The organism is Methylocystis sp. WRRC1, assembly GCF_020733155.1.
Classification (GTDB): Bacteria; Pseudomonadota; Alphaproteobacteria; order Rhizobiales; family Beijerinckiaceae; genus Methylocystis.
Map to the genome: position 1 here is coordinate 153,642 of NZ_JAJFZJ010000001.1, position 26,850 is coordinate 180,491.

At 63.6% G+C, this 26,850-nt stretch carries 25 protein-coding genes and 2 tRNA genes; 7 read left to right on the forward strand and 20 right to left on the reverse strand.

All coding sequences use genetic code 11. From position 1 onward, the window contains the following. Positions 1-71 precede the first annotated feature (71 nt). The 10 genes from LG047_RS00745 to LG047_RS00790 form a co-directional block, all read right to left on the reverse strand. Complete coding sequence (locus LG047_RS00745) at positions 72-566, reverse strand: SH3 domain-containing protein (protein ID WP_227964510.1); 495 nt, start codon at positions 564-566, stop codon at positions 72-74. A gap of 126 nt (positions 567-692) precedes the next feature. Beyond that, a complete protein-coding gene (locus LG047_RS00750; RefSeq protein WP_227964512.1) occupies positions 693-3,917 on the reverse strand; it encodes an error-prone DNA polymerase in 3,225 nt (1,074 codons plus the stop codon). A 194-nt stretch (positions 3,918-4,111) separates the two neighbouring features. Then, the gene (locus LG047_RS00755) at positions 4,112-4,297 is read right to left on the reverse strand and encodes a hypothetical protein (protein ID WP_227964515.1); all 186 of its coding nucleotides are present in this window, start codon (positions 4,295-4,297) and stop codon (positions 4,112-4,114) included. A gap of 189 nt (positions 4,298-4,486) precedes the next feature. After that, on the reverse strand, positions 4,487-6,184 hold the full coding sequence (locus LG047_RS00760; protein WP_227964517.1) for a methyl-accepting chemotaxis protein: 1,698 nt from the start codon (positions 6,182-6,184) through the stop codon (positions 4,487-4,489). 216 nt (positions 6,185-6,400) lie between these two features. Beyond that, complete coding sequence (locus LG047_RS00765; RefSeq protein ID WP_227964519.1) at positions 6,401-6,949, reverse strand: hypothetical protein; 549 nt, start codon at positions 6,947-6,949, stop codon at positions 6,401-6,403. A gap of 184 nt (positions 6,950-7,133) precedes the next feature. Then, positions 7,134-7,209: transfer RNA gene (locus LG047_RS00770), tRNA-Ala, on the reverse strand. A gap of 230 nt (positions 7,210-7,439) precedes the next feature. Continuing rightward, on the reverse strand, positions 7,440-8,009 hold the full coding sequence (locus LG047_RS00775; protein WP_370634956.1) for a nucleoside deaminase: 570 nt from the start codon (positions 8,007-8,009) through the stop codon (positions 7,440-7,442). 160 nt (positions 8,010-8,169) lie between these two features. Next, positions 8,170-9,507 carry a H(+)/Cl(-) exchange transporter ClcA gene (gene clcA, locus LG047_RS00780; RefSeq protein ID WP_227964524.1) on the reverse strand — a complete coding sequence of 446 codons (1,338 nt, stop codon included), beginning with the start codon at positions 9,505-9,507 and terminating at the stop codon, positions 8,170-8,172. A gap of 68 nt (positions 9,508-9,575) precedes the next feature. Continuing rightward, the gene (locus LG047_RS00785; RefSeq protein ID WP_227964534.1) at positions 9,576-10,850 is read right to left on the reverse strand and encodes a cation:proton antiporter; all 1,275 of its coding nucleotides are present in this window, start codon (positions 10,848-10,850) and stop codon (positions 9,576-9,578) included. Positions 10,851-10,997: 147 nt separating this feature from the next. Continuing rightward, positions 10,998-11,429 carry a hypothetical protein gene (locus tag LG047_RS00790; RefSeq protein WP_051134464.1) on the reverse strand — a complete coding sequence of 144 codons (432 nt, stop codon included), beginning with the start codon at positions 11,427-11,429 and terminating at the stop codon, positions 10,998-11,000. A 643-nt stretch (positions 11,430-12,072) separates the two neighbouring features. Here LG047_RS00790 and LG047_RS00795 point away from each other — a divergent pair. After that, a complete protein-coding gene (locus LG047_RS00795; protein WP_227964537.1) occupies positions 12,073-12,492 on the forward strand; it encodes a hypothetical protein in 420 nt (139 codons plus the stop codon). A 206-nt stretch (positions 12,493-12,698) separates the two neighbouring features. Here LG047_RS00795 and LG047_RS00800 read toward each other — a convergent pair. Further along, positions 12,699-12,774 (reverse strand) — tRNA-Ala (locus LG047_RS00800). Between the two features lie 156 nt (positions 12,775-12,930). Between LG047_RS00800 and LG047_RS00805 the strand changes: the two genes are divergently transcribed. From LG047_RS00805 to LG047_RS00820, 4 genes are read left to right on the forward strand one after another with little or no spacing between them, the layout of a single operon-like run. Then, on the forward strand, positions 12,931-13,227 hold the full coding sequence (locus LG047_RS00805; protein ID WP_036281205.1) for a YggT family protein: 297 nt from the start codon (positions 12,931-12,933) through the stop codon (positions 13,225-13,227). Continuing rightward, positions 13,214-13,546 carry a DUF167 family protein gene (locus tag LG047_RS00810; protein ID WP_036281208.1) on the forward strand — a complete coding sequence of 111 codons (333 nt, stop codon included), beginning with the start codon at positions 13,214-13,216 and terminating at the stop codon, positions 13,544-13,546. Before LG047_RS00805 ends, LG047_RS00810 begins: the two co-directional genes overlap by 14 nt. 3 nt (positions 13,547-13,549) lie before the next feature. Then, positions 13,550-14,608 carry a MaoC family dehydratase gene (locus tag LG047_RS00815; protein WP_227964540.1) on the forward strand — a complete coding sequence of 353 codons (1,059 nt, stop codon included), beginning with the start codon at positions 13,550-13,552 and terminating at the stop codon, positions 14,606-14,608. Between the two features lie 43 nt (positions 14,609-14,651). Continuing rightward, positions 14,652-15,068: a PRC-barrel domain-containing protein gene (locus LG047_RS00820; protein ID WP_227964544.1), complete on the forward strand. Its 417-nt coding sequence runs from the start codon at positions 14,652-14,654 to the stop codon at positions 15,066-15,068. A gap of 199 nt (positions 15,069-15,267) precedes the next feature. Here the strand turns inward: LG047_RS00820 and LG047_RS00825 are convergent, their stop codons facing one another. From LG047_RS00825 to LG047_RS00845, 5 genes are all read right to left on the reverse strand, one after another. Continuing rightward, positions 15,268-16,779, reverse strand: coding sequence for a replicative DNA helicase (locus LG047_RS00825; RefSeq protein ID WP_036281216.1), 1,512 nt, complete (start codon positions 16,777-16,779; stop codon positions 15,268-15,270). 288 nt (positions 16,780-17,067) lie between these two features. After that, the gene (gene rplI, locus LG047_RS00830; RefSeq protein ID WP_227964546.1) at positions 17,068-17,631 is read right to left on the reverse strand and encodes a 50S ribosomal protein L9; all 564 of its coding nucleotides are present in this window, start codon (positions 17,629-17,631) and stop codon (positions 17,068-17,070) included. A 49-nt stretch (positions 17,632-17,680) separates the two neighbouring features. Next, positions 17,681-18,688: a DUF2232 domain-containing protein gene (locus LG047_RS00835; RefSeq protein ID WP_227964549.1), complete on the reverse strand. Its 1,008-nt coding sequence runs from the start codon at positions 18,686-18,688 to the stop codon at positions 17,681-17,683. Between the two features lie 185 nt (positions 18,689-18,873). Beyond that, the gene (locus LG047_RS00840) at positions 18,874-21,432 is read right to left on the reverse strand and encodes an ABC transporter permease (RefSeq protein WP_227964551.1); all 2,559 of its coding nucleotides are present in this window, start codon (positions 21,430-21,432) and stop codon (positions 18,874-18,876) included. Next, positions 21,432-22,109 (reverse strand): ABC transporter ATP-binding protein, encoded by a 678-nt coding sequence (locus tag LG047_RS00845; RefSeq protein WP_227964553.1) that lies wholly within the window; start codon positions 22,107-22,109, stop codon positions 21,432-21,434. The genes LG047_RS00840 and LG047_RS00845 overlap by 1 nt, the downstream gene beginning before the upstream one ends. A gap of 102 nt (positions 22,110-22,211) precedes the next feature. On the opposite strand from LG047_RS00845, the gene LG047_RS00850 reads away from it, so the two are divergent. Further along, positions 22,212-22,820 carry an arylesterase gene (locus tag LG047_RS00850; protein WP_227964555.1) on the forward strand — a complete coding sequence of 203 codons (609 nt, stop codon included), beginning with the start codon at positions 22,212-22,214 and terminating at the stop codon, positions 22,818-22,820. 32 nt (positions 22,821-22,852) lie between these two features. Continuing rightward, complete coding sequence (thpR, locus tag LG047_RS00855; protein WP_227964557.1) at positions 22,853-23,422, forward strand: RNA 2',3'-cyclic phosphodiesterase; 570 nt, start codon at positions 22,853-22,855, stop codon at positions 23,420-23,422. An 83-nt stretch (positions 23,423-23,505) separates the two neighbouring features. On the opposite strand, the gene LG047_RS00860 is transcribed toward thpR, so the two are convergent. The 4 genes from LG047_RS00860 to ftsE all read right to left on the reverse strand — a co-directional run bounded on the left by LG047_RS00860 (position 23,506) and on the right by ftsE (position 26,775). Next, positions 23,506-24,282, reverse strand: a complete 777-nt coding sequence (locus LG047_RS00860) for a 1-acyl-sn-glycerol-3-phosphate acyltransferase (RefSeq protein ID WP_227964560.1) — start codon at positions 24,280-24,282, stop codon at positions 23,506-23,508. A 67-nt stretch (positions 24,283-24,349) separates the two neighbouring features. Then, positions 24,350-25,027 carry a YdcF family protein gene (locus LG047_RS00865; RefSeq protein ID WP_227964562.1) on the reverse strand — a complete coding sequence of 226 codons (678 nt, stop codon included), beginning with the start codon at positions 25,025-25,027 and terminating at the stop codon, positions 24,350-24,352. 111 nt (positions 25,028-25,138) lie between these two features. Continuing rightward, positions 25,139-26,107 carry an ABC transporter permease gene (locus LG047_RS00870; protein WP_227964565.1) on the reverse strand — a complete coding sequence of 323 codons (969 nt, stop codon included), beginning with the start codon at positions 26,105-26,107 and terminating at the stop codon, positions 25,139-25,141. Positions 26,108-26,112: 5 nt separating this feature from the next. Continuing rightward, positions 26,113-26,775, reverse strand: coding sequence for a cell division ATP-binding protein FtsE (gene ftsE / locus LG047_RS00875; protein WP_036281226.1), 663 nt, complete (start codon positions 26,773-26,775; stop codon positions 26,113-26,115). Positions 26,776-26,850: the final 75 nt, after the last annotated feature.

Genomic DNA, 26,850 nt, shown 5'->3' on the forward strand with positions numbered 1-26,850 from the left:
TATTTTCAGGACGCGGGGAGAAACGGGTTCAAGGCGAATGGCGTTGCGGCGCCATTCGCCTCGTGTCTCAGTTACATCGGGAAGAAGGCGCCCTGACGGCTGAGCAGTCCTTCCATCATATAGCCGACCCGGCCGTTGTAATGGACCTGGCACCAGTTGGTCTGCCAACCAGCGACGCATGTGCCCTTGTTTACGGTCGCGCCGCCCGGCACCGCCATGATGACCTTGTAATTGGTGCCGGGACCCTTGTACATATTGCCCAGCTCGTTCGTCACGACCGGCGCGACGACCACATTGTTTCTGCCGGAGGCGGCGAGCACGCCGGCGGAAACGAAGCCGGTGACGCCATTATAATTAACCTGGCACCAGTCGCGCCGCCAGCCGCCATAGCAGTTCATCACCTGGACATCGGCGCCGGTGGGAATGACGGCGATTGCCGGCAATTTCGCATTCGGCCCCGAGCGCATATAGGCGGGGCTGATGATGGACTCGGCAAAGGCCGAGGAGGTCAAGGCGCAAGCAAAAAATGTTGTCATCAGACGCAAAGTCGTTTTCGAGGCGTGCATAAATCTCTCCCTTTTCGATTTTCGGATTGTGCTTGCGAAACTGCGCAAGGACAACGATTTCATAACGCAATGGTTCCTTTTTTCTAACGTAAACGTCCGAGGGTCTGCTTGGACGTGACTTTTGTTTCAGTGAAAATTGCGCGCCTTCGGCATCGCCTCGCGCTTGGCGGCGCGCATCGTCTCCAGGAGGCGCAGATCGGCGGAGAGATCGTCGAGCCGCTGCGCCACGACATGGATGACGCCCTCCGCCTTCTGCAAATTGCCGGTGACGGCGACATAGCGCGCGCCAATCACCTCGGCGCGCTGGCGCTCCAGCAGCTTCGGCCACACGATGATATTGGCGGCGCCGGTTTCGTCCTCGATGGTCATGAAGACGACGCCCTTGGCCGTGCCCGGCCGCTGGCGCAGCAGCACGAGTCCCGCGACCGTGACCCGGCGGCCGTCGCTTTCCCGCCCCAGCGCTTCGCAGGGGATGATGTGTCGTGCGAGCCGGGGGCGCAGGAAGGCGACGGGGTGGCCTTTCAGCGACAGCGACAGAAAGCGATAGTCCTCGACAACCTCCTCGCCCGGCGGCATGGGCGGCAGATGCGCGTCGGGCTCGAGCGGCGCGAAGGCGAGGTCGCGCAGGAGGGGCAGGTCGTCCTTGTCGCCGACTCGGTTCAAACCCGCCGCCGCCCAGAGCGCGTCGCGGCGCGACAGGCCGAGCGAGGCGAAGGCGTCGGCCTCGGCAAGGCGGGTGAGCGTCGCGGGCGACAACTCCGCGCGCAGCCAGACGTCGCGCACGGAATCATAGCCCTTGCCGCGCCGTGCGACGAGGCGGCGCATGTCTTCCTCGGCAAGCCCCTTGATCTGCCGGAAGCCGAGGCGGATCGCGCAATCGCCGAGAATGTCGCCGGCCATTTCGGCGTGGTGGGGGTGCAGGGGGAGGCGTTTGTCGCCAACTGGTCGAGACTCCGGCGGTCGAGATGTTCGCGTTTCATTTTCTTCCAGCGTGCAGTCCCAATCGGAGGCGTTGATATCCACCTCGCGCGTTTCGATGCCGTGCTCGCGCGCGTCGCGCACGATCTGCGCCGGGGCGTAAAAGCCCATGGGCTGGGAGTTCAGCAATGCGCAGGCGAAGACGTCCGGATAGCGGCATTTCATCCAGGCCGAGGCGTAGACGAGCAGGGCGAAGGACGCCGCATGGCTTTCGGGAAAGCCATAGGTGCCGAAGCCTTCGATCTGGCTGAAACAGCGCTCGGCGAACTCTCGCGCATAGCCCTTGCGGGTCATGCCGAGGATCATCTTGTCGCGAAAGCCGCCGATGAGTCCGGCGCGCTTGAAGGTCGCCATGGCGCGGCGCAGCTGATCGGCCTCCGAGGGCGTGAAACCCGCCGCGACGATGGCGATGCGCATCGCCTGTTCCTGAAAGAGCGGCACCCCATAGGTTCTGCCGAGCACCTGCTCCAGCTCCTTCGAGGGGTAGGAGACCGGCTCCTTGCCGCTGCGACGGCGCAGATAGGGATGCACCATATCGCCCTGGATCGGGCCGGGACGCACGATCGCGACCTCGATGACGAGATCGTAGAAGCAGTTGGGCTTGAGCCGCGGCAGCATCGACATTTGCGCGCGGCTCTCGATCTGGAAGACGCCGACCGTGTCGGCGCGCGAGATCATGGCGTATACGCGCTGGTCTTCGGCAGGGATCGACGAGAGGCGGTGGACGATCCCGTAATGTTGCACGAGCAGATCGAGTCCCTTGCGCAGGCATGTGAGCATGCCGAGCGCGAGCACGTCGATTTTCAGAAGCCCCAGCGCGTCGAGATCGTCCTTGTCCCATTCGATCGTCGTTCGGCCTTCCATTGCCGCGGGTGAGACGGGAACGACCTCGTCGAGCCGGTCGCGGGTGATGACGAAGCCGCCGGAATGTTGCGTGAGATGACGCGGGAAGCCTTCGATTTCCGCCGCCAGCGCCAGCGCCTTGGCGAAACGGGGTTCGCTGGCGTCGAGGCCGAGCCGCGCAATGTCCCGGGCGCGCGAGCCGTCGCTGCCGCGCCCGAAGGCGGCTGACGAGAGGCGCCCGAGCAGATCGTTGGAAAGGCCGAAAGCCTTGCCGATTTCGCGAATGGCGCTCTTGCCGCGATAGGTGGTGACGGCGGCGGCGAGTCCCGCGCGTTCGCGGCCGAAGCGCGTATAGATATACTGGATCACCTCCTCGCGCCGCTCATGCTCGAAATCGACGTCGATGTCGGGCGGCTCGTTGCGCTCGGCGGAGATGAAGCGCTCGAAGAGAAGATCGTGCTTCGTGGGATCGACTTCCGTGATGCCGAGGCAGAAGCAGATGACGGAATTGGCCGCCGAGCCGCGCCCCTGCGCGAGGATTCCCTGTTCGCGCGCAAAGCGCACGATGTCGTGCACGGTGAGAAAATAGGCGGCGTATTTCAGCTCGGCGACGAGCTGCAATTCGCGTTCGAGCAGCTTCTCGACATCTTGCGGCACGCCTTTCGGATAGCGCGTCATCGCGCCCGCGCGTGACAGCGCTTCGAGCGCCTCCTGTTCGCTGGCGTAGCCTTCGCGCAATTCGCTCGGGTATTCGTAGGCGAGGTCGGTAAGGCGAAAGTCGAGCGCGTCGATGAAACGCGCGCTTTCCTCGACCGCCTGCGGCGCGAGTCTGAAAAGCCGCGCCATTTCCTCCCCGCTCTTGAGATGCCTCTCGGCGTTGGCGGAGAGAAGGAATCCCGCTTCATCCAGCGTCGTCTTTTCGCGGATGCAGGTCAGCGCGTCGGCGAGCGGACGACGCTCCGCCACATGCATATGCGCGTCATTGACGGCGACGAGCGGCAGGCGGAGCGTTTGTGCGAGTTCGACGCGGCCCGCGAGGCGCGCGCGCGGGCGTGGACCGTAAAGCGCGGTCGCGGCGAGCCACAGGCGGCCGTGCAGCGCCTCCATGAGGGCAGGGGGCGGCGCGCCATTTTCCATCAGTATGACATGCTGGCCCTCGCCGAATTCGATGAGGTCGTCGAGAAAGAGCGCGCAGTCGCCCTTCTGCGTGCGTGAATTGCCGCGCGTCAGCAGGCGGCACAGGCGGCCATAGGCGGCGCGATCTTTCGGGTAGCAGAGAATGTCGGGCGTTCCGTCCCGAAAGACGAGCCGCGCGCCGACGGCCAGACGAAAATCCCCGACACTTTCCCTGTGCGCGCGCAGATAGGAGAAGGCGCGCACCACGCCTGCGAGCGAATTGCGGTCTGCGATCCCGATGCCGGAATGACCCAGAGCCAGCGCCGTCGCCGCCATCTCCTCCGGGTGTGACGCGCCGCGCAGGAAAGAGAAGTTGGTGGTGGTCGCAAGCTCTGCGTAGCGGGGCGTCGGCATGGGTGGAACGGAATGCTTGTTCCCTTATTGTTCTGTTTTTCGCCCCTGCGTCAAGCGGTGTGATTCTGAAGGCAAAAAGAGGCCCCGTCGGAAAGGACGAGGCCTCAGTTGGCCGGGCGACGACAGACGCGCCGGCGACAACGATGTAGAGAGCAGATACGCGCTCGAAAGCTTTACCTGAAAGCTTCGACTTCTCAGTCGAAGACCGCGCCGAGCGCCACGCCAAGTAAGCCCACCACGACCGCCGTGGGGAAGATGGCGTAGCCGCCCATAAGAAGCGCGCCGATGACGCCGCCGATCACCGCGGCGACGGCGCCGCCGACGATTTTTCCGTTGTTGCTTTCTTTCTTTTCCGCCGCGACGTCGCCGGCGTTCTGCATCGTCTCTTTCGAGATGACATTTCCCCGGGAAGCAGACCAAATCGCCGCATCGGAGACATCCGTAGCGTTGTCATGTGAGAGTGTGATGAGAGTTTCGTGAAAGACGCGTCACGCCGACGTTGTCTATCCTTCACATGAACGCCGGAAGCGACGCGCAGTCCATCGGCGCGCTCCGGCCGCGCTGTCGCCCTATGCCGCCATGTCCGGCCGATCCGCCGACTCTTCGCGCGCCGGGCGATCCGAGAATCTGAAATGACTCAAAAGCTCGGAGAGTCTCTTGACCTGATCGCCAAGGCTGTGGCTCGCGGCGGTCGTCTCCTCGACCATGGCGGCGTTTTGCTGCGTATTCTGGTCGATGGCGCTGACTGCGGTGTTGACCTGCTGCAGCGACAACGCCTGCCTATGTGTGGCCTCCGCGATCGCCGACACATTCCTGTCGAGCTCCTGCATCTCGGCGACGATTGCGGTCAGCGCCTTGCCGGTGTCGCCGACCAGCGCCACGCCGGCTTCGACCTGATCGCTCGATTGGTTGATGAGGCCCTTGATTTCCTTCGCCGCATCGGCGGAGCGCTGAGCGAGCGCGCGCACTTCCGAGGCGACGACCGCGAAGCCGCGTCCTGCTTCGCCCGCGCGCGCGGCCTCGACGCCTGCGTTCAACGCGAGAAGATTGGTCTGGAAGGCGATCTCGTCGATGATTCCGATGATGTTCGAAATCTGATCGGACGAATTCTTTATCTGTCCCATCGCCGCGACGGCCTCCCGCACGATGTCGCCCGACCTCTCGGCGTTGGCTTTTGTCTTGCCGACGAGGGCGCCGGCGCTCTGCGCGCTCCTGGCTGAATCCCTGACCGTGGCCGTGATCTCCGCCACGGTCGCGGCCGTCTCCTCGAGCGCGGCCGCCTGCTGTTCGCTGCGCGTCGCGAGATCGTCGGCCGCGGCGCGGATTTCCGCCGCGCCCACGTTGATCGTCTCGCCGCTCTCGCCGACGCGCCGCAATGTCTCCTGCATTTCTTCGACGGAATGATTGAAGTCGATGCGCAGCTTGTCGAACGCCGGGACGAACGGGCGCTCGATTCTTTGCGTGAGATCGCCCTTTGCAAGCCGTTCGAGACCGCCGCCGATCTCGCTTACCGCCCGCACGCGATCGGTCACGTCCGTCGCGAATTTGACGATCTTGATCACATTATTGTTGAAATCGAAGATTGGATTGTACGAGGCCTGAATCCAGACCTCCCTGCCGCCCTTGCCGCATCGCCTGAATTCTTCCGCAATATACTCACCGCGGTTTAGCCGCGCCCAGAGTTCCCGATATTCGGCCGATTGACCATAGGCCGGCTCGACGAACATGCGATGGTGCTTGCCCTGAATCTCGTGGAGTTCATATCCGAGCGTGCGCAGGAAATTCTCGTTGGCGGTAAGAATGATTCCGTCGACAGAGAATTCGATGACGCCCTGCGCGCGCGAAATTGCTTGCAGGATACCCTGATTTTCCGCGGCCTTGAGCTTTTCAGACGTGATGTCCGCCGCGACCTTAACGATCTTGACGACATCGCCTCTCGAATTGACGACAGGATTGTACGAGGCCTGAATCCAGACGTCGCGCCCGCCTTTTCCTTTGCGGTGATACTCGCCGGCGTCGAATTGCCCGCGGCCGAGTTTGGTCCAGAAGGCGCGATATTCCGGGCTATTTGCGCGATCCCGCGGGATAAACATGCTGTGATGCTTGTCTTGAATCTCCGAGAGTTCGTAGCCGAGCGTCTTGCAGAAATTTTCGTTCGCGAAAAGGACGACGCCGTTCGGGTCGAATTCAATGATCCCCAGCGATCGGCTGATCGCGTCGAGGTCGGCCCTGGCGTTGGATCGAGAGGCTAATCTGGAGAAAAACATATATGCGGCTCACCCTGCCTGATTGGTTGAGCATATGATTCATGCTCAACCGTTGCGAGTAAGCTCGATCTTTGCAATTAAGATTTTGTAACGAGATGCAACGTCGCGCAGGAATTTTTCAGTGCGCAACCAGCGCGGGCATGGTCGGCAAATAGCGGAGAGTGTTGATTTAACGCCAACGGCGACCCTCGCTGAGGGTCGCCGCTATCGTCTCGATTATTGGGCCGGTTCTTCAACCGGAATGCCGGTGGGCTCGGCCGGCTTGGCTTTCGGCTTAGCCTTCGGCTTGGGCTTCGGCTTGGGCTTCGGCTTAGCGGGCGCCGGCTTGGGCTCCTCGGCGGCCGGCGCGGGCTCTGCGGCCGGCGGAGCAGCTTCTGGCGCCGGGGCCGGCGGCGGAGGAGGCTCTTCGGCGGCGGGAGCGGGCGGCGGCGGGGGCTCTTCAGCCTTCGGCGCCTCGGCTGGCGGGGTCTCTGTCGGCGCGGCGCTCGTTTCAGCCGGCGGCGTCTCCGGCATGGTTGGCTCTGCCTCGGTCTTCGGCGCTTCCGCCTCGGCGGGAGCCGGCGTCGCGGGCGCTTCCGTCGCCGGAGCCTCGGCAGGCGCTTCAGGCTTCCGGTTCATCTTCTCCTTGAGAGAGTCGATCCGCGACTCGATCGCCGCCCGGAGGCCAGCGACCCCTTCGGTCGGCGCCGTATAGACGCCTAGTCCATAGCCGATCGCCCCTGCGACCACGGCCGTGACAAGAGTCGAAATTCCACTTCGGGCCATTCTATGCCTTCCTCCAAAAGAAGAAGCCCGCGCATCGACTCAGGCGGGCTCCCTGTTGAACGCATTACCGGATAAAGTCACGCGGGAGAAATTAATTATCGGACAGAACAAACGGCAAGCTGACTTTGATCCGGTTGCATAAAGCTTTCGCTCATAAAGATGTTTGTAAAAAGGCTGGGGCGACTGGTGGAGCTGGGGGGATTCGAACCCCCGACCTCTGCAGTGCGATTGCAGCGCTCTCCCATCTGAGCTACAGCCCCGTTCCGAGCCGGGTGATCTCAATCTCCTGAAAAATCAGGATTAAATACAATTTACAGTCTGTTCACTTTAACGATCTGAATCTCGCTATTCAAGCAGCCTGCCTATTTTTCGGACCCGGACGAAGCAAGCTCTCGAAAAGGGTAGGACGTTCAGATCGCCTTTCGATCGGACGATTGTGGCGGCAATGGATCGTCGCGCGTTTCGCGTCGGACCCAACGAATCTTCGCGGCTATTCGGGGACTGGCGGCGGAAACAGCGCCAGCGCTTCCTTCGCGAAAACGCCGCCGGTTATGTCGATATTCGCGAATGGCGCTGCAGCGGCCACGGTTTCGCTCGTCACCATGATCTGTCCGAGGCGAGTCGAAAGCTCCTGAATGGACGCCGCGAAAACCACGCGCCTGAAGCCGCACCAGATGATCGCGCCCATGCACATGGGACAGGGTTCGCCGGTGGTGTAGATCGTCGCGCCATTGAGCTCGGCCGACGGATGGCTCTTGATGAAGTTGCGGATCGCGACCATCTCGCCATGGGCCGTCGGGTCATTTGTCGATTTGCCGCTATTGTGACCGGTCGCGAGCACGCGCCCGCCTTTCTCGATCACGGCGCCGAATGGAAAATCTCCGCGCGCGGCCTCGTCGAGGGCAATGCGCATGTAGCGCTCGTCATCTGCCCGTACGGGTGTCTGCGTCGCGCGCGCCCAGGCGCCGGTCGAAGTTGCGGCGAATGCCGAGAGAAGAAGACCGCTCGTTACGCGGCGTCTATCCATGTCGCAATGACAACGGCATGATGGTTTGATCATTCCGAACTCTCCTTCGTCACGCCGCTCACGCTTGCGACGAGGAGCCTAAATCACGCCTCTTGGCGTGACAAATCGAGTTGTAATCGAGGGGGCGGCGCCCAAGGCGCAGCACGCTGAGCTTGGGCGTTGATAATCTCTTGGTGAAGCGCGCAACGCTTTTTTATGTTTTCGTGTTTTGCTGCAAGGCTCGCTCGCGGCGCAGCGTGCCTGTGCGAAGCGATTCATATATGGGCGCATCGCGCAGAAGCGTCGGCGCAAGCATGGCGGCGAAACAGGCGCCCAGCATCGGCAGGAGCATGATCGTATTGGCGGTCATCTCGGTGACGAGGACGATGCCTGTCAAAGGCGCGCGCACGACGCCGGTGAAAAGCGCCGTCATGCCGACGAGAGCGAAAGCCTGCGGCTGAATGTCGGCTCCCGGGAAGAGATATTGGCAAATCGCGCCGAAGAACCAGCCGAACAGCGCGCCGAGCGCCAGCAGCGGCGCAAACAATCCGCCGGGCGCGCCGGCCGAATAGGAGACATGGCCGAGCGCGAATCTGAGCAGCAAAATCATTGGCGCCGCTGAAAAAATCTCGGCGCCCATCAGCGCGCGCTGCGTGATTCCGTCGCCCCCGCCGACCATCGCGGGCGCAAACCAAGCCAGCGCCCCGACCCCCGCGCCGATCACGCCCGCGCGCAACTCGACCGGCGCGAACTTCAGCCCTTCGGCCGCAGCAATCGTTGCAAGCAATGCGCGATTGTAAACGATCGCGAAGAGTCCGGCTACGCCGCCAAGGATGAAGAACAGCGGCTGCTGCGCTGCGGAGGGATAATGGAGCGCGCCGACGTCGAAATCCGGCGTATCGCCGAGGATCATCCGCGCTACGGCGATCGCCGTTGCGGAGGACGCGAGCGCGGCGATGGCGATGCGATGCTCGAACTTCTGAACCAGCTCCTCGAGCACGAAAGCCGCTCCCGCGATCGGCGCATTGAAGGCCGTAGCGAGACCCGCCCCGGCGCCGGCGGCGATAAGCACGCGACAATCGGGCCAGCTCCGGCGCCACGCCCACCCGAACCAATGACCGATGACCGCTCCCATCTGCACGCTCGGCCCCTCCCGGCCAAGCGCCAGACCGGCGCCGATCGCCAGTGCGCCGCCAAGGAATTTCACGGCGAGCAGACGAAAGGGCGCCGGCGGGACAAGTCCATGCAGCACGGCTTCGACATGCGGAATGCCGCTGCCCGATGCGTGCAAGGAAAAACGCCGCACCATCCAGGCCGCGAGGAAGGTCGCCACGCCGCAAAGCGTCACGAAGAAGATGAACCCGTACGCATTGTCCCGATGCGCGACGATGATCAGCGCATCGCGCAACCGCTCGGCCCACTCGAGAGCGAGTCGGAATGCGGCGCCGACGAGTCCCGCCGCCGCCCCTGCGACAAGGGAGAGCAGCGCGAGAACGAGCAGGCCGCCTTCGTTTTCAATGGGCGCCGACTCGTGGTTTGGGTTTGTTCGCATATGACGGGCGACGGAGACAGCAGTTTGCAGATTTCTTGTCTAGCCGAGTCGGCGCGACGGCTGAAGGATCACTTTTTCAAATTCAGGCTCTCGGGCATCAAGGTGAGGAAGCGGGAGGCCATCGCTGAAAACCAGTCCGCGACGCTGCGCGATACAGCGAAAATGGCGCCGTCCGGATGCGCTCGCTCCGGATTTGTCCGAAGCCAGAAGGCCAGGGCCGGGTAAACTGTCACCGTGACAATGGCGGCGCCGACGAGCGCCGTTGCATTTTCAGGCGCCATCTGGCCCGACCTCACGCCGAGATAGGTGATGGCGACGACGAGCGGGAGCGTGGTCGACGATAACAGCGCCAGCGCTGGCAGATCGCGTTCTGCAAGCGCCTTTTTGTACAAATTCAGCGGCGCGAGGCGAATGACGAGAAGAACGAGTGAAAATAGCGCGAAACGCGCAAGGCTCGCGGGGCTCGTCACGAGGGCGGGCAGATCGAAGGCCACGCCGCTGGCTACGAAAAATAGCGGGATGAAAAAGCCGGAGCCAATCATGGTCAATCGATCCTCCAGCACTTCCGCCTTTGTGCCGCGAACCAGCATGGCCACCGCCATTCCAGCCGTATAGGCTCCGACGACGGTCTCGACGCCGAAACTGTTGGCCAACGCGACGAAGCCTAGAAGTATGAGCAGCGAAGCGCGAACGGGAAGAATCTCGCTGTCGCCGAGCCAGTTCACGATTTTTTCGGACAAGCGCTCGGACCGCATGGTCGTCAGGAAAAAAATCGTTCCAACCGCGATCGCAAGAAACAGGATGCTCAGGATCGTTTGATGGATGTGGTGTTTTTCCTGCGCCAGCGCGATCGAGGCCAGAATGAGCGGAGCAAGTTCGCCCATAGCGGCCGAGCCAAGAACATAATGTCCGAAATCACTGTCGAGATCGCCTGATTGCCGAAGGACCGGAATGAGAATGCCAAAGGCCGTCGTCGGCAGGACGAGCGCGACGAGCAGAGGCGCGCGGACGAGGCCAGCGAAATAGAGCGCCCCGACGAAAACAATGGCGAGACCGAACGAGGCAAGCCAGGCAAGCGCGCCGAGGCGAAGCGGCGCCAGACCGATTTCATTCTGCTTGAACTCGAAACCGGCCTGAAAGAACAGGAAGACGAGACCCAGTTCGCCAAGAAACTTTATTGTCTCATCACTCGTAACAAGCCCGATGACGCTGGGGCCCACGAGGACGCCGAGCATCAGTTCGAGCGCCACCACGGGCATTAGCGCGAGCGCGGGAAGCCGAACGAGGAGCGGCGCAAGAACGGCGATGCAGGAGATGATGAATACGCCATAGAAATCGTTCATGAACGAAACATCCTCTGGATCGGGGCGTCTCAGACGGCGCTCTGCCGCCCGGGCAAATTTGCTATTTCATATTCAGACTGTCTACCGGATCTGGAGGCGCTTATTAAACCAGATTGACGTGCGTAGGCATGTCACAGCCGCGTCTTGTCAACTCCGGCGCACGGGTCGGATTTCGGCGATTGCTCCGAAAAGAAACGCCGTCGTCAGACCGAATAGGATCAGGCCGTTCATCGCCTCGATCGCGCCGAGGAGTCGCCAATTGTCTCTCAGGCCTATGTTGGCGTGACCGTAGCTCGTTATCGCGCCCAGGGAATAGAGCAGCGCGGTTTGCAGATCCGCCGCCGCGCCCAGCCAGGTGTATACAAGCGCCCAGACGCCGGCCTCGATTGAATGCATGCCCGCAGCGACAAGCGCGATCATCGCGACCATGATGATGAAATAAGGGATTGTTCGAGGGGTCTTCCGTCGCCGCTCCTGGAAGATCAGCGCCCATTCCATCAGGACGAGACCGCAAACGTGCCCGACGATCGTGACGACGAGAAGCGGTATTCCCCATATCCAATCCGAAGCCCAATACATCGCTTCTCCCTGGTTCTGGACGCCTTTCGCATTTTCGTTGCTTGAACGGTCCGTTTTGGACGGCGGCGGGCGCCTCGTCCCGTCTTGCAGGATGAAGAGTATATTTCCCGGAGCGGCGCGGCAATGCTTGCGCGATCCCGCAACCGGCGGGCTGTCGAACGTGATTGTCACCGAAGCCGCCGTTCATTATTTCATAAACAGGCGATGCACGCGCTTCGATGTTGCGCGTCAGCCTTTGTCGGCCGGGCGACGACGCGGGAACTATCGGCGCGCGCAGGCCGCGAACAGCGCGGCGCAAATGATGCGGCGAAAAGTGAAGCTGCCGCCGGAAATCGCGATGCGATTCGCGTGAGCGATTGCGAACCGGCTCCGGTGATTTCCGCATATGTTTTCCATGCAATGTGTCGCATGTGACCGGTTGTCGCTTGGCTTATCGAGAACGAAGCACAATTATATACATCCGCGGGGTGCGGCGTTTGACGTCATCTGCGGCGTCACATCCGGTGCGGCCGCGCGAGCGGAGGCGGGGGATTCTCAGGATAGTTTTGTTGACGTCGAAAGCCTCCGCGCGGCGGCAATGCGGGCGATCCGAAGCGAGCCGCCCCGGTTTTGGCCCTCGGAATTGGGAAGTCGGGAGGATTACATGCGTAAATTTCTTGTCTCTTTGAGCGCTCTCTTGCTTGCGGCCAGCTCCGCCCATGCGTTGTGCGTCAAACCCGCGGGGAAATACACAGGCTCGGCGGCGGGTCAGCATGTCAATAGAACTAATCGAACAGTCATCGACTGGGTCGCTTTCGAAACGAGCGTTTCAATATCGACCGCCGGCGATGGCCTGATGTATCAGGTCGGAGAGGCGGTCGGGGCCGGCGTCTTCAGCGCGACCTATTCGTTCACGGCGTTCGCGAATGTTTTCAACCCCGCTTCCTGCACGGGCGCCATCACGACCAATATCGGGCGGCGTTATCACTATGCGTCATCCGCGAACGGGAATGTCGTCACCCTGACCGACACGACCGGCGACGCCGTCGTGGCCGTCTACAACATTCGTCTCGAGAGGCAATGATGTCTTCGGCTAATCCCTGAGGTCGACCCTGTCGGCGCAGGGGCGCGGTCCGTTCGAGACTGTCGGAGAGCGAGCTGATCCGGACGGAGACGCTGGATCGGCCCGCAGTGCGCAACGCGCCGGGCGTTGCGGCGATCAGCGCGCGCCGACAGTCTCCTCGCGGCGCCGCCGCGATTGGAACTCTCTCACCAAGTTTTTGATTTCTTTGGTGGAGCTGGGGGGATTCGAACCCCCGACCTCTGCAGTGCGATTGCAGCGCTCTCCCATCTGAGCTACAGCCCCGTTCCGAGGGCGGTGCGTACACGGCGCGTCTTTTCCTGTCAATCGCCTCACGCATTTTTTGATCGCGTTCGGCGCGCATCTTTTTAGAAAGGATTGCCGCGCCGGGGCAGGGAGGCTAGACAATCCGCCGTCTTCCATATTCGCCGGGCCTCCAAGATGTCTTACGCAGTGGTCAATCTTCTCGTCACGATCATCAACCTCTACTGGTGGGTCGTGATCGCCATGGCCGTCATGTCCTGGCTCATCGCATTCGATGTGGTGAACATGCGCTCGCAGGCGGCCTATTCGATCTGGAAGGCGCTCAACGCGCTGACGGAGCCTCTTCTGCGGCCGATTCGCTCGGTGCTGCCGAGCCTCGGGGGGCTCGACATTTCTCCGATCATCCTGCTGCTTGGTCTGCAGTTCCTTGCCGATCTGGTGAGCGGCGCCGGCGGCGGACTTGTCCTCAGATAAGCCGGCGCCCTGGTCGCCCGAGACCGGGGGCGTCGCGGTCTGGCTGCGGCTGACTCCCAAGGGCGGCCGGGACGCCATCGAGGGCGTCGAGACGCTCTCGGACGGCCGCGCCGTGCTGAAGGCGCGGGTGCGGGCCGCGCCCGAAGACGGTCGCGCCAATGCGGCGCTGATCGAACTGATCGCGAAGGCGCTACGCGCGCCAAAAAACGCGGTGTCGATTCGCTCCGGCGAGACGAGCCGCGTGAAGAAGATTTTCATTGCGGGCGATTCCGCGACCTACCTCGACGCGCTGGCGAAGCTGGCGCCAACAAGTGGCTGAGAGATGAGCAAGTCCAAGATCAACGTCGGCAATTTCTTCGAGGATTTCAAAATCGGTCAGGTGCTGCGCCACGCTGCGCCGCGTACCGTGACGACGGGCGAAGTCGCCTTTTACACTGCGCTTTATCTGCCGCGTTTCGCCGTGCAGTCCTCCAAGGCTTTCGCGCAGGCGATCGGCTATCAGGATGCGCCCATCGACGACATGCTGGTGTTTCACCTCGTGCTCGGCAAGACCGTGCCGGACGTGTCGCTCAACGCCATCGCCAATCTCGGCTACGCGGATTTCAAATTTCTCACGCCTGTCTATCCGGGCGACACGCTCGACGCGACCTCGGAGGTCATTGGCCTCAAGGAGAACTCCAACAAGGAGACCGGCGTCGTCTATGTGCGCACGACTGGCAAGAATCAGCGCGGCGAGACCGTGCTCTCTTACGCCCGCTGGGTGATGGTGAAGAAGCGCGACAAGAACGCGCCCGTCGGCCCCGAAGTGATCCCCGATCTGCCCAAGGCCGTTTCGCCGTCCGAGCTCGGCAAGGCCGTGCCGGCGATCAATGTCGCGGCTTACGACAAGGCGCTCGCCGGCTCGCCGTTCTTCTGGGGCGATTACGAGAAGGGTGAGAAGATCGACCACATCGACGGCATGACGGTGGAGGAAGCCGAGCATCAGCTCGCCACGCGCCTCTACCAGAACAACTCAAAGGTCCACTTCAACCAGTATTACGAGGCGCAGGGACGTTTCGGAAAGCGCATTATCTACGGCGGCCATGTGATTTCCCTGGCGCGCGCTCTCTCCTTCAATGGCCTCGAGAACGTCTTCCACATCTCGGCGGTGAATGGCGGCCGGCACGTCAATCCGCTGTTCGCCGGCGGCACCGTCTTCGCCTGGAGCGAGGTGCTGGACAAGGCGGAAATACCCGGCCGCAGCGACATCGGCGCGCTGCGCATGCGTCTCGTCGCGACCAAGGACAAGCCCTGCGCCGATTTCCCGCTGAACGGCGCCGACGGCAAGCCGGACCCGGCCGTGCTGCTTGACCTCGATTACTGGGCAGTGTTGCCTAGGTAAGCCCCGACGCGCGCGCATCGCGGCGTAATTTGAGGAGGATTGTATGTTCAAGGCTTCTCTCGTCGCCGCAATGCTCGCGTTTTCCGTCGCGACCGCGCAGCCTGTCCGGGCCGAGGTACAGTCGATCGACGTCCTCGTCGTGCCGCTGGATAAATTGCCGAGCTACGGCTCGGTCGTGTCGGCCTGGTATGGCAAGCCGGTCTATGACCCGTCGGAAAAGAAGGTCGGCGCGATCACCGACATGCTGTTCGACGCGAATGGTTCGATCAACGCCGTGATGCTGAATGTCGGCGGCTTCCTCGGCGTGGGGGCGAAACATGTCGCCGTGCCGGTGACGGCCATAACTTTCACGGCGAAGAACAACAAGTCGTGGCTGACCATCAACACGACGAAGGACATTTTGAAAAAGGCTGTCGGCTACAAGTTCGACAAGCAGATGGGCGTGTGGAATCCGGAGTGATTTGAGTCGCTTGCGACATGAGGCGCGAGGAGCCCGCATCCGCGCGCCAAATTGAAACCGCCCTCGCCGCCAGTCTTCGCCGGGATGCAAGGCGCAAGCCGAAAAGCTAAATCGCAAATTTACGTTCTGCGGGGTTGGCGCCCCGATCGAGTCGATGGCCGGGACAAGCCCGGCCATTGCGTCTCAGGATCGAGCGTCGTCAATCCCCCATCCGCGCCGGCAGCTTGTCCTCGTCCGCGAGATTGGAGAATCGCGTCACCTCGGCCTCGAAGGCCAGCGGCACCGTGCCCGTGGGGCCGTGGCGCTGCTTGCCGATGATGGCCTCGGCCCGGCCATGGGCGCGCTCCATCTCGGCCATCCAGTTGATGTGCTCTTCCGTGCCCTCGCGCGGTTCGCGGTTACGCAGGTAGTATTCCTCGCGATAGACGAAGAGCACTACGTCGGCGTCCTGCTCGATCGAGCCGGATTCGCGAAGGTCCGAGAGCTGCGGGCGCTTGTCGTCGCGCGCCTCCACCTGACGCGAAAGCTGGGACAGCGCGATCACCGGGACATTCAGCTCTTTCGCCAAAGCTTTCAGGCCCGTCGTGATTTCGGTGAGCTCCTGCACGCGATTGGCGTCGCGCGACTTCGATCCGGCGAGAAGCTGGAGGTAATCCACCACCAGCAGGTCGAGTCCCTTCTGGCGTTTCAGGCGCCGCGCTCTCGCGGTGAGCTGCGCGATGGAAATGCCGCCGCTCTGGTCGATGTAGAAGGGAATGCTCTGCATCTCGCGCGCGGCGTCGGTGATGCGGCGGAAATCGTCCTCATTGATGTCGCCGCGGCGGATCTTGTAGCTCGGCACGCCGGATTGTTCGGCGATCACGCGGGTCGCCAATTGCTCGGCGGACATTTCGAGCGAGAAAAAGCCGACAATGCCGCCGTTGATCGTCTTGTGCGAACCGTCGGGCTCGGTCTCGTATTGATAGGCCTTGGCGATGTTGAAGGCGATGTTGGTTGCGAGCGCCGTTTTGCCCATGCCGGGACGGCCCGCGACGATGATGAGATCGGATTTTTGTAACCCGCCCATCTTCTCGTCGAGATCGATCAGCCCCGTCGCAATGCCGGAAAGATGGCCGTCGCGCATATAGGCGCTGTTGGCCATGTCGATGGCGATGACGAGCGCATCCGAAAAGCGCTGAAAGCCGCCGTCGTAACGGCCGGTCTCGGCGATCGAATAGAGCTTGCGCTCGGCCTCCTCGATCTGCGCGCGCGGGGTGGCGTCGATCGGCGAATCATATGCCGTGTTGACGATGTCCTCGCCGATGGCGATCAGGTCGCGCCGCGTCGCGAGATCGTGGACGATGCGGCCATAGTCTTCGGCGTTGATGATCGTCGTCGCCTCGGCGGCGAGTCGCGCTAGATAGGCCTGAATCGTCACGCCGGCCGGCAGTTCGATTTCCGCGAGGAAGGTTTTCAGCGTGACGACGGTCGCGAGCTTGCCGGCGCGGATGAGCTGCCCCGCGACCTCGAAGATGCGACGATGCAGCTCCTCGGAGAAATGCTCGGGCCGCAGGAAATCCGACACTCGGTCGAAGGCGTCATTGTTGACGAGGATGGCGCCAAGCAGCGCCTGTTCCGCCTCGATATTGTGGGGCGGCGTGCGATAGGCGGGCGTCTCGGGCTGCGCGACCTGAAAAGCGCGCCGACCCGCCAATTGTTCGATTGGAGGCATGGTTCTCGATTCTAGCGAGTTGTTCTTCCTCGGCTTTCAGACGCGACGCGGAAGCCGTCCGGAATGGGTCAACCATCGCATGAGTCCGACCCTCCGCGCCAGACTTGACTTAACGCTTCGTTCCCTTGCTCCGACTTGCGAGTCTTTTCCACATGGCGGGAAAAGAATCTCGGCGCCTATGACGAATCGCTCTTGCATCGTACGCCGAATCGAAGCGCGCGAGCCAAAAAAGAAAACCCGGCGGTCGCACGACCGCCGGGCCAGAATTGTCGAGGATTTCTAAAGCTCTTACAGCTCGACGTCGCCGGCTTCGGCCAGGGCGGCGCCGACTTCGAGGCCGAGATCGTCCATCGAGGTCTCTTCACGGGTCGTGACCGACTCGCCGCGCGCCTGACGCTCGGCCTCTTCTTCCGAACGCGCGACGTTGATCATGATCTTGACGTCGACTTCCGGATGCAGATGCACCGGAACCGCATGCAGGCCAAGCGCCTTGATTGGATGCGTCAGAACGATCTGATTGCGGTTCAGCGAGAAGCCGCCAGCCGTCGCGGCGTCGGCGATGTCGCGCGTGGCGACCGAGCCATAGAGATGGCCGCTCTCGCCGGCCTGGCGGATGATGATGAAGCTCTGGCCGTCGAGCTTCTCGGCGACGGCTTCAGCCTCCTTCTTGGCTTCGAGATTGCGGGCCTCGATCTGGGCGCGCTGCGTCTCGAATTGCTTCTTGTTGCCTTCGGTGGCGCGTAGAGCCTTGCCCCGGGCGAGAAGGAAATTGCGGGCGTAGCCGTCGCGCACGCGCACCGTGTCGCCCATCTGGCCAAGCTTGGCCACGCGTTCCAGCAGAATGACTTCCATGTTCTTGTCTCCGAAGGTTGTGCGCTTTGTCAGGAAAATCGGGACGAAGTCAATCCGATTTTTCCGCCGGTTTTTGCGGCTGAGCCGGCGCAGCGGCCGTTTTCCGGTCGCGATAGTTGAAAAAGAGGTCGGCGGCCCCGAGCGCCGCCAGCGGCACGATCGGCCATCCGAGCAGGCCGAGCATGAAGTAGATGATCGAGAGCACCAGCGCGCTCGACCTGGAGCCGCGAACCATAATATGGACGACGGCAAGACCCTGAAGCGCCAGCAGCAGGCCCATGGTCATGGCGAGCACGAGCCCCATTGCGCCGGACGGACCGCTGAACAGCGTCATCACGAGGCCGCTCAGAAAGACGCCGCCCACCGCGCGGGGCAGGTGAAAATCCGTCGCGATGTCCGGCCAGGGGCGGGTCAGGAGGCTGGACGCCTGCGCCAGCCGGGCGGCGATCCAGAGATTCGCGATGTGAATGAGCAGGCCATAGGCTGCGAGGAAGGCCGGCACGGCGCGGGCGACTGACCCTGAAAGCTCCGTGGGATTGATCTTGTCGGAGAGCTCCTTCTCCCTGACCATCGCGTCGAGGAGGATGAAGGCGCGCGCGCGGATAGGGTTCAGCGCCTCGTCGATGGAGCCGAAGCTGATAGTCGCGACGATGATCCAGAGCAAAATGGCGGTCGCAAGGACGGTGGCGGGGGCAAGCGAGGCCCAGCTCGAAACATGCGCGGTGACCAGATCGCGGCGGCCGCGCGGGGCGCCCGAGGCGACATAGGCGGCGAACCAGCCGGGGCCGGCGACCAGGAGCGCATAGGCCATGCCGATGACGGGATGCAGCCAGATGGACAGGATCACCGTCGCGACGATCGCGGCGGAGAAGCCGTGGCGCACGCCGAAGCCGAGCGCGACGATCATCAGGGGCAGCGGCGCGAGATGCGCGAAGAGCAGTCCGCCAAATCCGCCGCGCGCGACCACTGCGAAAATCGCGGCCGCCGCGATTCCGCCGAGGATCGAAATCCCGATATTCTGCCAGGAGAACACGCTTTTGTCGGGCACGGACGTCATTTTCCGGGTTTCGAGGCGCCCCCGCAATGAAGCGCGGGAAAGCCAAAAAGCGCCGGGACGACCCTTCGGCCGGCGGCGCGCATCAGCTTTTATGCCGGAGCGAGGCGAAGGGCAAGGGCGCGGATGACCTTCTTGCCTGCGCGGCGGTTCCGGATTTCAAATTTCGTCTTGCCGATGCTCGAGCATCACAATTCGCGCAATTCCGGGCCCGGGCGCCGCGAGAGAACGCGCCATGTGCCCGCCAAACCAAGCCCGATCGTGACCGCCAGCGTCGCAGCCGTCGTCAGCGCGATCGTTCCCGGCAGGAAGACGAAGTCGAATTTCATCAGGAAGGTTGTCATCACATAGGCCGCTGCGGCGCCGGCGGCGAGCGCGATGAACGAGGCGACGATTCCGACAAGTCCGAACTCCAGCCCATAGGCCGCGGCGAGCCAGCCGCGCGTCGCGCCCAGCGTCTTCAGCACCACTGCGTCGTGCAGGCGGGCGCGCTGGCCGCTTGCGACCGCGCTGGAGAGCGCGAGAATCGCCGTCACGATGGCGAGCCCCGCCGCCGCGCGGGCGGCGAGCGCCAGCTGTCCGGCAATCTTGTCGATGGCGGCGATCGCCTCCTTGACCCTGACCGAGACGATCATCGGAAAGCGCTTCGCCGTCTCGCGGGCAATTTTCGCGTCCATGGCGTCGCGCGCCGCGATGGACGGCGCGCCATAGGCGATGGTGAACAGCTCGGTGTAGGGCGCGCCGGCGAAGACGTTGGGCGAGAACACCATCACGAAATTGATTCCATAGCTGCGCCAGTCCACCTTGCGCAGGCTTGCGACTTTCGCGATTGTTTCGCGGCCGAGGACATTCACCTTTATGTCGTCGCCAATTCCGAGGCCCATCCCTTCTGCGATCTTCGCCTCGAGCGATACGAGCGGCGGTCCGGCGTAGTCGGTCGGCCACCATTCGCCGGCGACGATCTGGGAATTTTCCGGAAGCATCGCCGAGAAGGTCACACCGCGGTCGCCTTCCAGCGCCCATTTCGCCTCGTCGTTCACGGCGAGTTTTTCGACGGGGACGCCCTTCACCGCGACGATGCGGCCGCGCATCATCGGCACATGCGCGATATGCGCCGCCGGCGCCTGTTCGGCGAGGAAGGCGCGGAATTCCGCCGCCTGCGCCTTGGGCGCGTCTATGAAGAAGAAATTCGGAATTTCGCCCGCGTCCGCGCGGGCGAGTTCATTGTGGATCGCGCCCTCGACCAAAGCGAGCGCGATGAGCAGCGTTTGTGTAAGCCCGATGGAGACGATCAGAGCGGGCGTGAGACTTTTCGGCCGCCAAATATTGGCGAGCGCGAGCCGCAACCTGGCATCGCGCGGGCGGGGCAGGGCGCGGGCGATCCGCATCGTAAGCCACGTCGCGCCGCGCAGCAGGCCGAAGGCGATGATCGCCGCGCCGAGATAGAAGACGCCGAGCTTGAGGTCCGAGGCGGAAAGAATCACCAGCGCGGTCAGGGCGACGCCGGCGGCCCAGGCGCCCACGCGGTAACGCGTGAGCTTCGCGCCGCGCGGGTCGTCGCGCAAAAGCGCCGCGACGGGAATTTCATGTGCGCGGCCCAACGGGACGAGCGAGAAGATCAGCGTCACCAGCAGCCCGTAAAGCGCGCCGAACGCCGCGCCGCGCGCGTCGAGCGCAGCGGACACCGGGAGCTCCGCGACCTGCCGCAATCCCTCCGACGCCGCCCAGGGGATCAACGCGCCGACTGCGAGGCCAAGCACGATCGCGAAGGAGGCCGCCGCCAGCACTTGCGCCAGCGCGATGGCGAAGACGCGCGAACCCGTCGCGCCCAGCGCCTTCAGGACGGCGAATTGGGTCCGCTTGCGCTCCACGAAACCATGCACGGCGTTGGCTACGCCGGCGCCGCCCGCAACCAGCGCCGTCAACGCAACGAGCGTCAACAATTGCGTGAAGCGTTCGAGATTGCGGGTGAATTGCGGAGAGACGGCGTCGCGCGTCCGCGTCTCCCAGCCCGCCTGAGGAAAGGCGGTCTCGACTTCCGTCCTGAAAGCCTTGACCGCCTCGTCGCTTGCGTTACCGATCAGGGTCACGCGCGTGACATTGCGGACAACCGAACCGGCCGTGACCAGCCCGGCGTCGACGAGCGCGCGTCTCGACATCAGCACGCGTGGCCCGAGGCCGACGCCGCCCGCGAGCTTGTCGGGTTCGCTCACGAGCTTAGCGCGCAGCTGCACGCGCGAATTGCCGATCATCAGCGTGTCGCCGAGCCTGGCGTCGAGGCGCGCGAGAAGCATCGGATCGACGATTATCCCGGCGACGCCATCGCGTTCCGCCAGCGCTTCGGCGAGCGGGAGAGCAGGCTCCGTCTCGACCGCCCCGAAGGCGGGGTAGCTCGCTGGGTCTATGGCCTTGATCTCGACCATCGCCGCTTCGCCGTCGTCGCGCCGCGCCATGGCGCGCATGAGAGAGATTTCGGAAAGACGTCCGCGCGCCGCGAAATAGGCGCGCTGCTCGGGAGAAGGCTCCCGCGCCACGAGGCTGAAGGAGACGTCGCCGCCGAGGATCGTGCGGCCCTCGCGGGCGAGCCCCTGCGCCAGCGAGCGCGAGAGGCCCGAGACGCCCGAAATCGCCCCAACCCCGATCACGATGCAGGCGATGAAGATCCCGAAGCCGCGCGGGTCGCCCAGAAGGTCGCGCAGGGCGAAGCGCAGGCCGAAGGGCAGGGAGCGGAAACCAGAGGCGCGCATCAGGCATCATCCGTTTCAATGCGCCCGGAGCGCAGCCGCACGCGGCGGCCGCAGCGGGCGGCGAGGCTCGGATCGTGCGTCACCAGCACCAGCGTCGCCCCGCGCCGCTTCTGCTGGGCGAAGATCAGGTCGATGACCGCCGCGCCCGTCTCGGAATCGAGATTGCCGGTGGGCTCGTCTGCGGCGAGGATCAGCGGGTCCGGCGCCAGTGCGCGGGCCAGAGCCACGCGCTGCTGCTCGCCGCCCGAGAGCTGGGCGGGGTAATGCGAAAGGCGCCCGCCGAGACCCACCGCCGCCAGCTCCGCCTCGGCGCGGGCGAAAGCGTCTGCTTTTCCCGCGAGTTCGAGCGGGACCGCGACATTTTCCAGCGCCGTCATGGTGGGGATCAACTGGAAAGACTGGAACACCACGCCTATGTTCTGGCCACGGAAACGCGCCAGCGCGTCCTCCGACATGGCGCCGAGGTCGCGCCCGTCGATCCTGACGGCGCCGGCGTCGGGGCGCTCCAGACCGGCGAGGGTCATGAGCAGGGTCGATTTGCCCGAGCCGGAGGGGCCGAGGAGACTGACGGTCTCTCCTGGGGCTATGGTCAGGCTCACGCCTTTTAGTACATGGACTCGAGCGGCGCCTTCGCCCAGCGTGAGGTCGACGTCGGCGAGTTCGATAACGGGTTGCACGGAGGTTTGTCCTTGAACAATGCGCCTTCAAAGACGCCTGGATTTTATCAATCTTATCGCCTGTTCCGGCGCGGGCTCCAAATTCTGGCGGCGGCCACGCTCATGGTCGTGAGCGCGAGCGCGCAGGCCGGGCAATTGCGAATCCTCGCCTTCGGCGACAGCCTCACGGCCGGCGCGGGCGTCACGGCGGAAGATTCGCTGCCGGCCCAGCTCAAGCGACGGCTCGTCGCCGACGGCTTCGACATCGAGATGATCAATGCGGGCGTCTCCGGCGACACTACGGCCGGGGGCCTCGCGCGGCTCGATTACACGCTCTCGGCGGGGCCGGTGGACATGGCCATCGTGGAGCTGGGCGCCAATGACATGCTGACCGGCGTCGACCCCAAAAAGTCACGCGCCAATCTGGACCAGATCATCTCGATGTTGCGGTCGAAAGGTGTGACTGTGATGCTCGCCGCCATGGTGTCGAGCGCCAATTGGGGGCAAGCTTACAAACAGGATTTCGATTCGATTTATCCCGATCTGGCGAAGAAGCATGGGGTTACGATGATTCCCTTCTTCCTCGAAGGCGTCTGGGGCCATCCCGCGCTGCTCGTCGACGGCGTTCATCCGAATGCGGCCGGCGTCGCCAGGATCGTCTCGAAGATCACGCCCCAGATCGAGAAGGTTCTGACATCCATGGGCGCCACGAGATTGGCGAGCCCGAAATAGCGCGCGATTCGTAACGGACAGGGGAGGAGCTCATGCCCAGACTGTTCACGGCCCTCGAAGTTCCTCCCCACGTCGCGGAGAGCCTCTCGCGGCTGCGCGGCGGCCTTTCCGGGGCGCGCTGGATCGACGTCGAAAACTATCACATCACCCTGCGCTTCCTCGGCGATGTCGATGACGCTTTCGCGCGGGACGTCGCCAATGCGCTCTCTTTCATCCAGCGGCCCGAAGTGACGGTTACGCTCGACCAGCTCGATTCCTTCGGCGGCGACAAGCCGCGCGCCATCGTTGCGCGCGCGCGCGCCGATCAGGCGCTGCTGGAGATGCAGGCCGAGCAGGAACGGCTGCTTCGCCGGCTCGGCGCGCCGCCGGAGCCGCGCAAGTTCGTCCCGCATGTCACGCTGGCGCGTCTGCGCTACACGAGCTCGGCGGCCGTCGCCGCCTATCTCGGCGCGCGCGGCTATTTCCCGCCGATCAAATTCACGGCAGAGCGCTTCGTGCTCTATTCCTCGCGGGATTCGGTCGGAGGGGGGCCTTACATCGTCGAAGCGGAATATCCGCTTCTCGAGCCGCGGCCCGCCCTGACAGGCGCGATGGGCGCATAGAGCGCGCCAAGGACAAGAGCAGGCAGTTTTCCGTTCGAACGCGTGACAAGATATGACGCGAGAGCAAATTCGGCGAATGCGCTCTATGCCTTCTCCGCCGCCTTCGCACGATTGCGCTCAAGTCTCGCCGCCACTGTCGGGTCCTTCGTGACCGCTTCATCGATGAGGCGGTTGGACGCCGTCTCGATCTCGTTTTGCAAAAGCCGGAAGAATTCGCGCGGCGGCAGGCCCGGCGGGATGACGGGCAGGAATTCGATCACCGCCGTTCCCGGATAGATCAGGAACGAGCGGCGCGGCCAGAACAGGCCGGCATTAAGCGCGACAGGCAGGACCGGGACGTTCGTCGCGTCATAGAGGTGTGCGATCCCGACCTTATATTGCGGCGGGGCGCCGACCGGACGGCGCGTTCCTTCCGGAAAGATGAAGAGCTGACGTCCCTGCGCGAAAATCTTCTTCGATTTCTCGATCAGCTGGGGCAGCAGCTTGCCGCCTTTGGCCCGGTCGATTGCAACCTGCTCGGCGGCAAGGAGATACCAGCCGAAGAATGGCAGCCAGATGAGCTCATGCTTCAAGATGTAGCTGAAATCGGGAAACTTGATCGGAAGAACGAAAGTGTCCCAGGTCGACTGATGCTTGCAGGCCACGATCACCGCGCCTGAAGTAATGTTCTCCAGCCCCCGCCACTCGATCTTCGTGCCGCAAATCTTGTCGAGCAGCCACAGCGAAGTGCGGCCCCATGTTCGGCCGAGCTCCTGCGACACCTGCCGGCGCATGAAGAGGCCCGGCAGCCAGATGAGCATCAGGGCGATGGTGTTGGCAAAGAACACGATCTGGAAGACGAGCGAGCGCAGGAAGAGCATGTCGGTTTTCGCTTGGCTGTTGGCATGCGCGTTTTACGCCGCCGGCGGCCAATAAAACAAGGCGGAGTTAATCGGGCGAGGCGCTGCTTCTGAGGGGGGCGGTCGCCAAGTCGTCCTCGCGGAGGCTGACCCTCGTTCGCAGAAGCGCGCCGAGAAATTTGACGTATTCGCTGCCGACGAGCCGCGCGACGCCGAGGTCGGTCGCCCAGTCGGCGACGTCGACATGCTCGCTGACCACGGGGAATGGGTAAAGTTTGATGTCCGGCAGCGCCGCGGAGAGCTCCACCAGCGCGCGGGGCATGTGATAGTTCGAGGTCACGACAATGAGCGAGCGCGTGATGTTGCGCGACTGCGCCCATTCCCGCGTCTCGCGGGCGTTGCCGGCCGTGTCCATCGCCTGATAGCCGAGGTCGACGCAGCAATTGAAGAGATCGCGCGACACCGGCAGGATTCTGGCGAGGACGGAGCTGCGGGTGGCGCGGTTGACGCCGGTGATGAGCATTCGCTTCGCCTGCCCGCGGGCGAGGAAATCCGCGGCGTCAAGCACGCGGTCCGATCCGCCGGTGAGCGCCACGACGGCCTCCGCCTCGACCTTGAGAATCGGCTCCTGGCGGGCCAGCGAAAGCGCAAAGGCGACATAGCCGGCGACGAAAGCGGCCAATGTAGCGGCGAGGAGCCAAAGCGTTCCGCGGACGATCGCGCGTCCCACGCCGGCCGCAGGCTTCTCGGGCGCGATCCCCGTCAACTTGTCGCTCCTCCAGCCCATGTTTTTCAGACGATCGCGCGTCGAGGCCCGATTCGATTGAACATATAGAGTCATAATGCGGCGAATGGCACGGTCTCCGCGAATATGTGATCAGCCGAGTCGCCGCAAATGGCGAAACACGGTTACCTGAGACAGATAGCCGGTGAGCACCGCAATGGCGCCGGCGAGGATGAGGATGACGGCGAAGCCGCCGGCCCCAAGCGCGAAATCGCCGAACATCGCCTGCATTTGATCGGCGCTCGCGGTTGCGCGCCAGTTGCGCGCCGCCATCTGCGCGAGCGCGAAGAAGGCGATGGCGGCGCCGCCGCCGATCAATGCGCCCTTGAGGCCCAGCGCCAGAAACCGGCGCTGGAATTCCTGCGCGATGAAATTGTCCGCGGCGCCGACGATGTGCAAAACCTCGACGATCTCGCGGTTCGTCGCAACCGCAGCGCGGGTGGCGGAGGCTACTGCAATTCCCATCGTCACGAGGATGAGGATGAAGATCATCACCGCGACCGCGACGGCGGCGCGGGACATTTCGCCGAGTCGTTCGACGAAAATATGATGGTCGTCCAGCACAGCGCTCGGAACGGCGAAGCTCAGCTCGGTGCGCAGGCTTTCAAGGTCCGGACGGCTCTTGGGATCGAGCTTGACCACAATCATGCGCGGCGTCGGCAACTCCGTGAGATCAAGACCTTTCCCGAGCCATGGCGTGAGCAGCGCCTCGGACTCGGCCTTGGTGTAAACCTGCGCCTCGCGCACGCCGGGGGTTTTCTGCAGGATTTCGGCGGCGCTCTTGAGATCGGCCTCGATGTCCCGGCCCGGCGTCGGACGCACCTGCACGCTCGCCTCGCTGCCTGCCTCCCTTCGCCATTCCGCGCTGGCGTCGGCGACGAGCAGGGCGGCGCCAGCGGCAAGCGCGGCGAGGAAGGTCATGATGGCGATGACGATGACAAGCGAGCGCCCCGCCACCGAGTCAGCCGGCACCAGCGGCGTCGGCAGGTTAGGCACGTCGTCCTCGGCGTTCGTCGACGCGGTCGCGCGTGTGAGGACTCGCTTTCTGATGAGCAGGGCCATCGCGCTTACTCGAACACATGCAGGCGGCCGTCGGCCAGCACGAGGCGCCGCGCGTCGTCATATTGGTCCATCAGGCTCAGATCATGGGTGGCGATGACGACAGCGGTGCCGGATTTGTGCAGCTCTACGAATAGTCGCAGGATGCGGCGCGCCAGCGTCGGATCGACGTTGCCCGTGGGCTCGTCGGCCAGTAGCAGTTTTGGCCGCGAGATGAGCGCGCGCGCGATGGCGGCGCGTTGCTTTTCTCCGCCGGAGAGCACATTCGGCAAGCTGTGCTTGCGCTCGCCGAGACCGACCCAGCGCAGCAGCTCCGTCACTTCCGAGCGGTAACTCGACTCCTCGCGGCCGAGCACGCGCAGCGGAAGCGCGACATTTTCATAAAGCGAAAGGTGGTCGAGCAGGCGGAAATCCTGGAAAACGATGCCGATCTGCCGCCGCGTCTCCGTGATCTCGTCCTTGTCGAGAGTCGCGGCGTCGCGGCCGAAGATGTTGATCAGTCCCCGCGTGGGCTTCAACGCCATGATGATGAGGCGCATCAGCGTCGTCTTGCCGGCGCCGGAAGGCCCGGTGAGAAACTGGAACGAGCGCGGCGCGATCTGGAAATTCACGTCGCGAAGGGTCTCCGGGCCGACGCCATAGCGCAGACCGACATTCTCGAAGCTCAACATCGTGGGCTCGCTCCGGATGTTGGCGCCGCGCGGCGAGCGGCGGCCGGGGGTGAAGGACGATCTGGCGAACGCCAG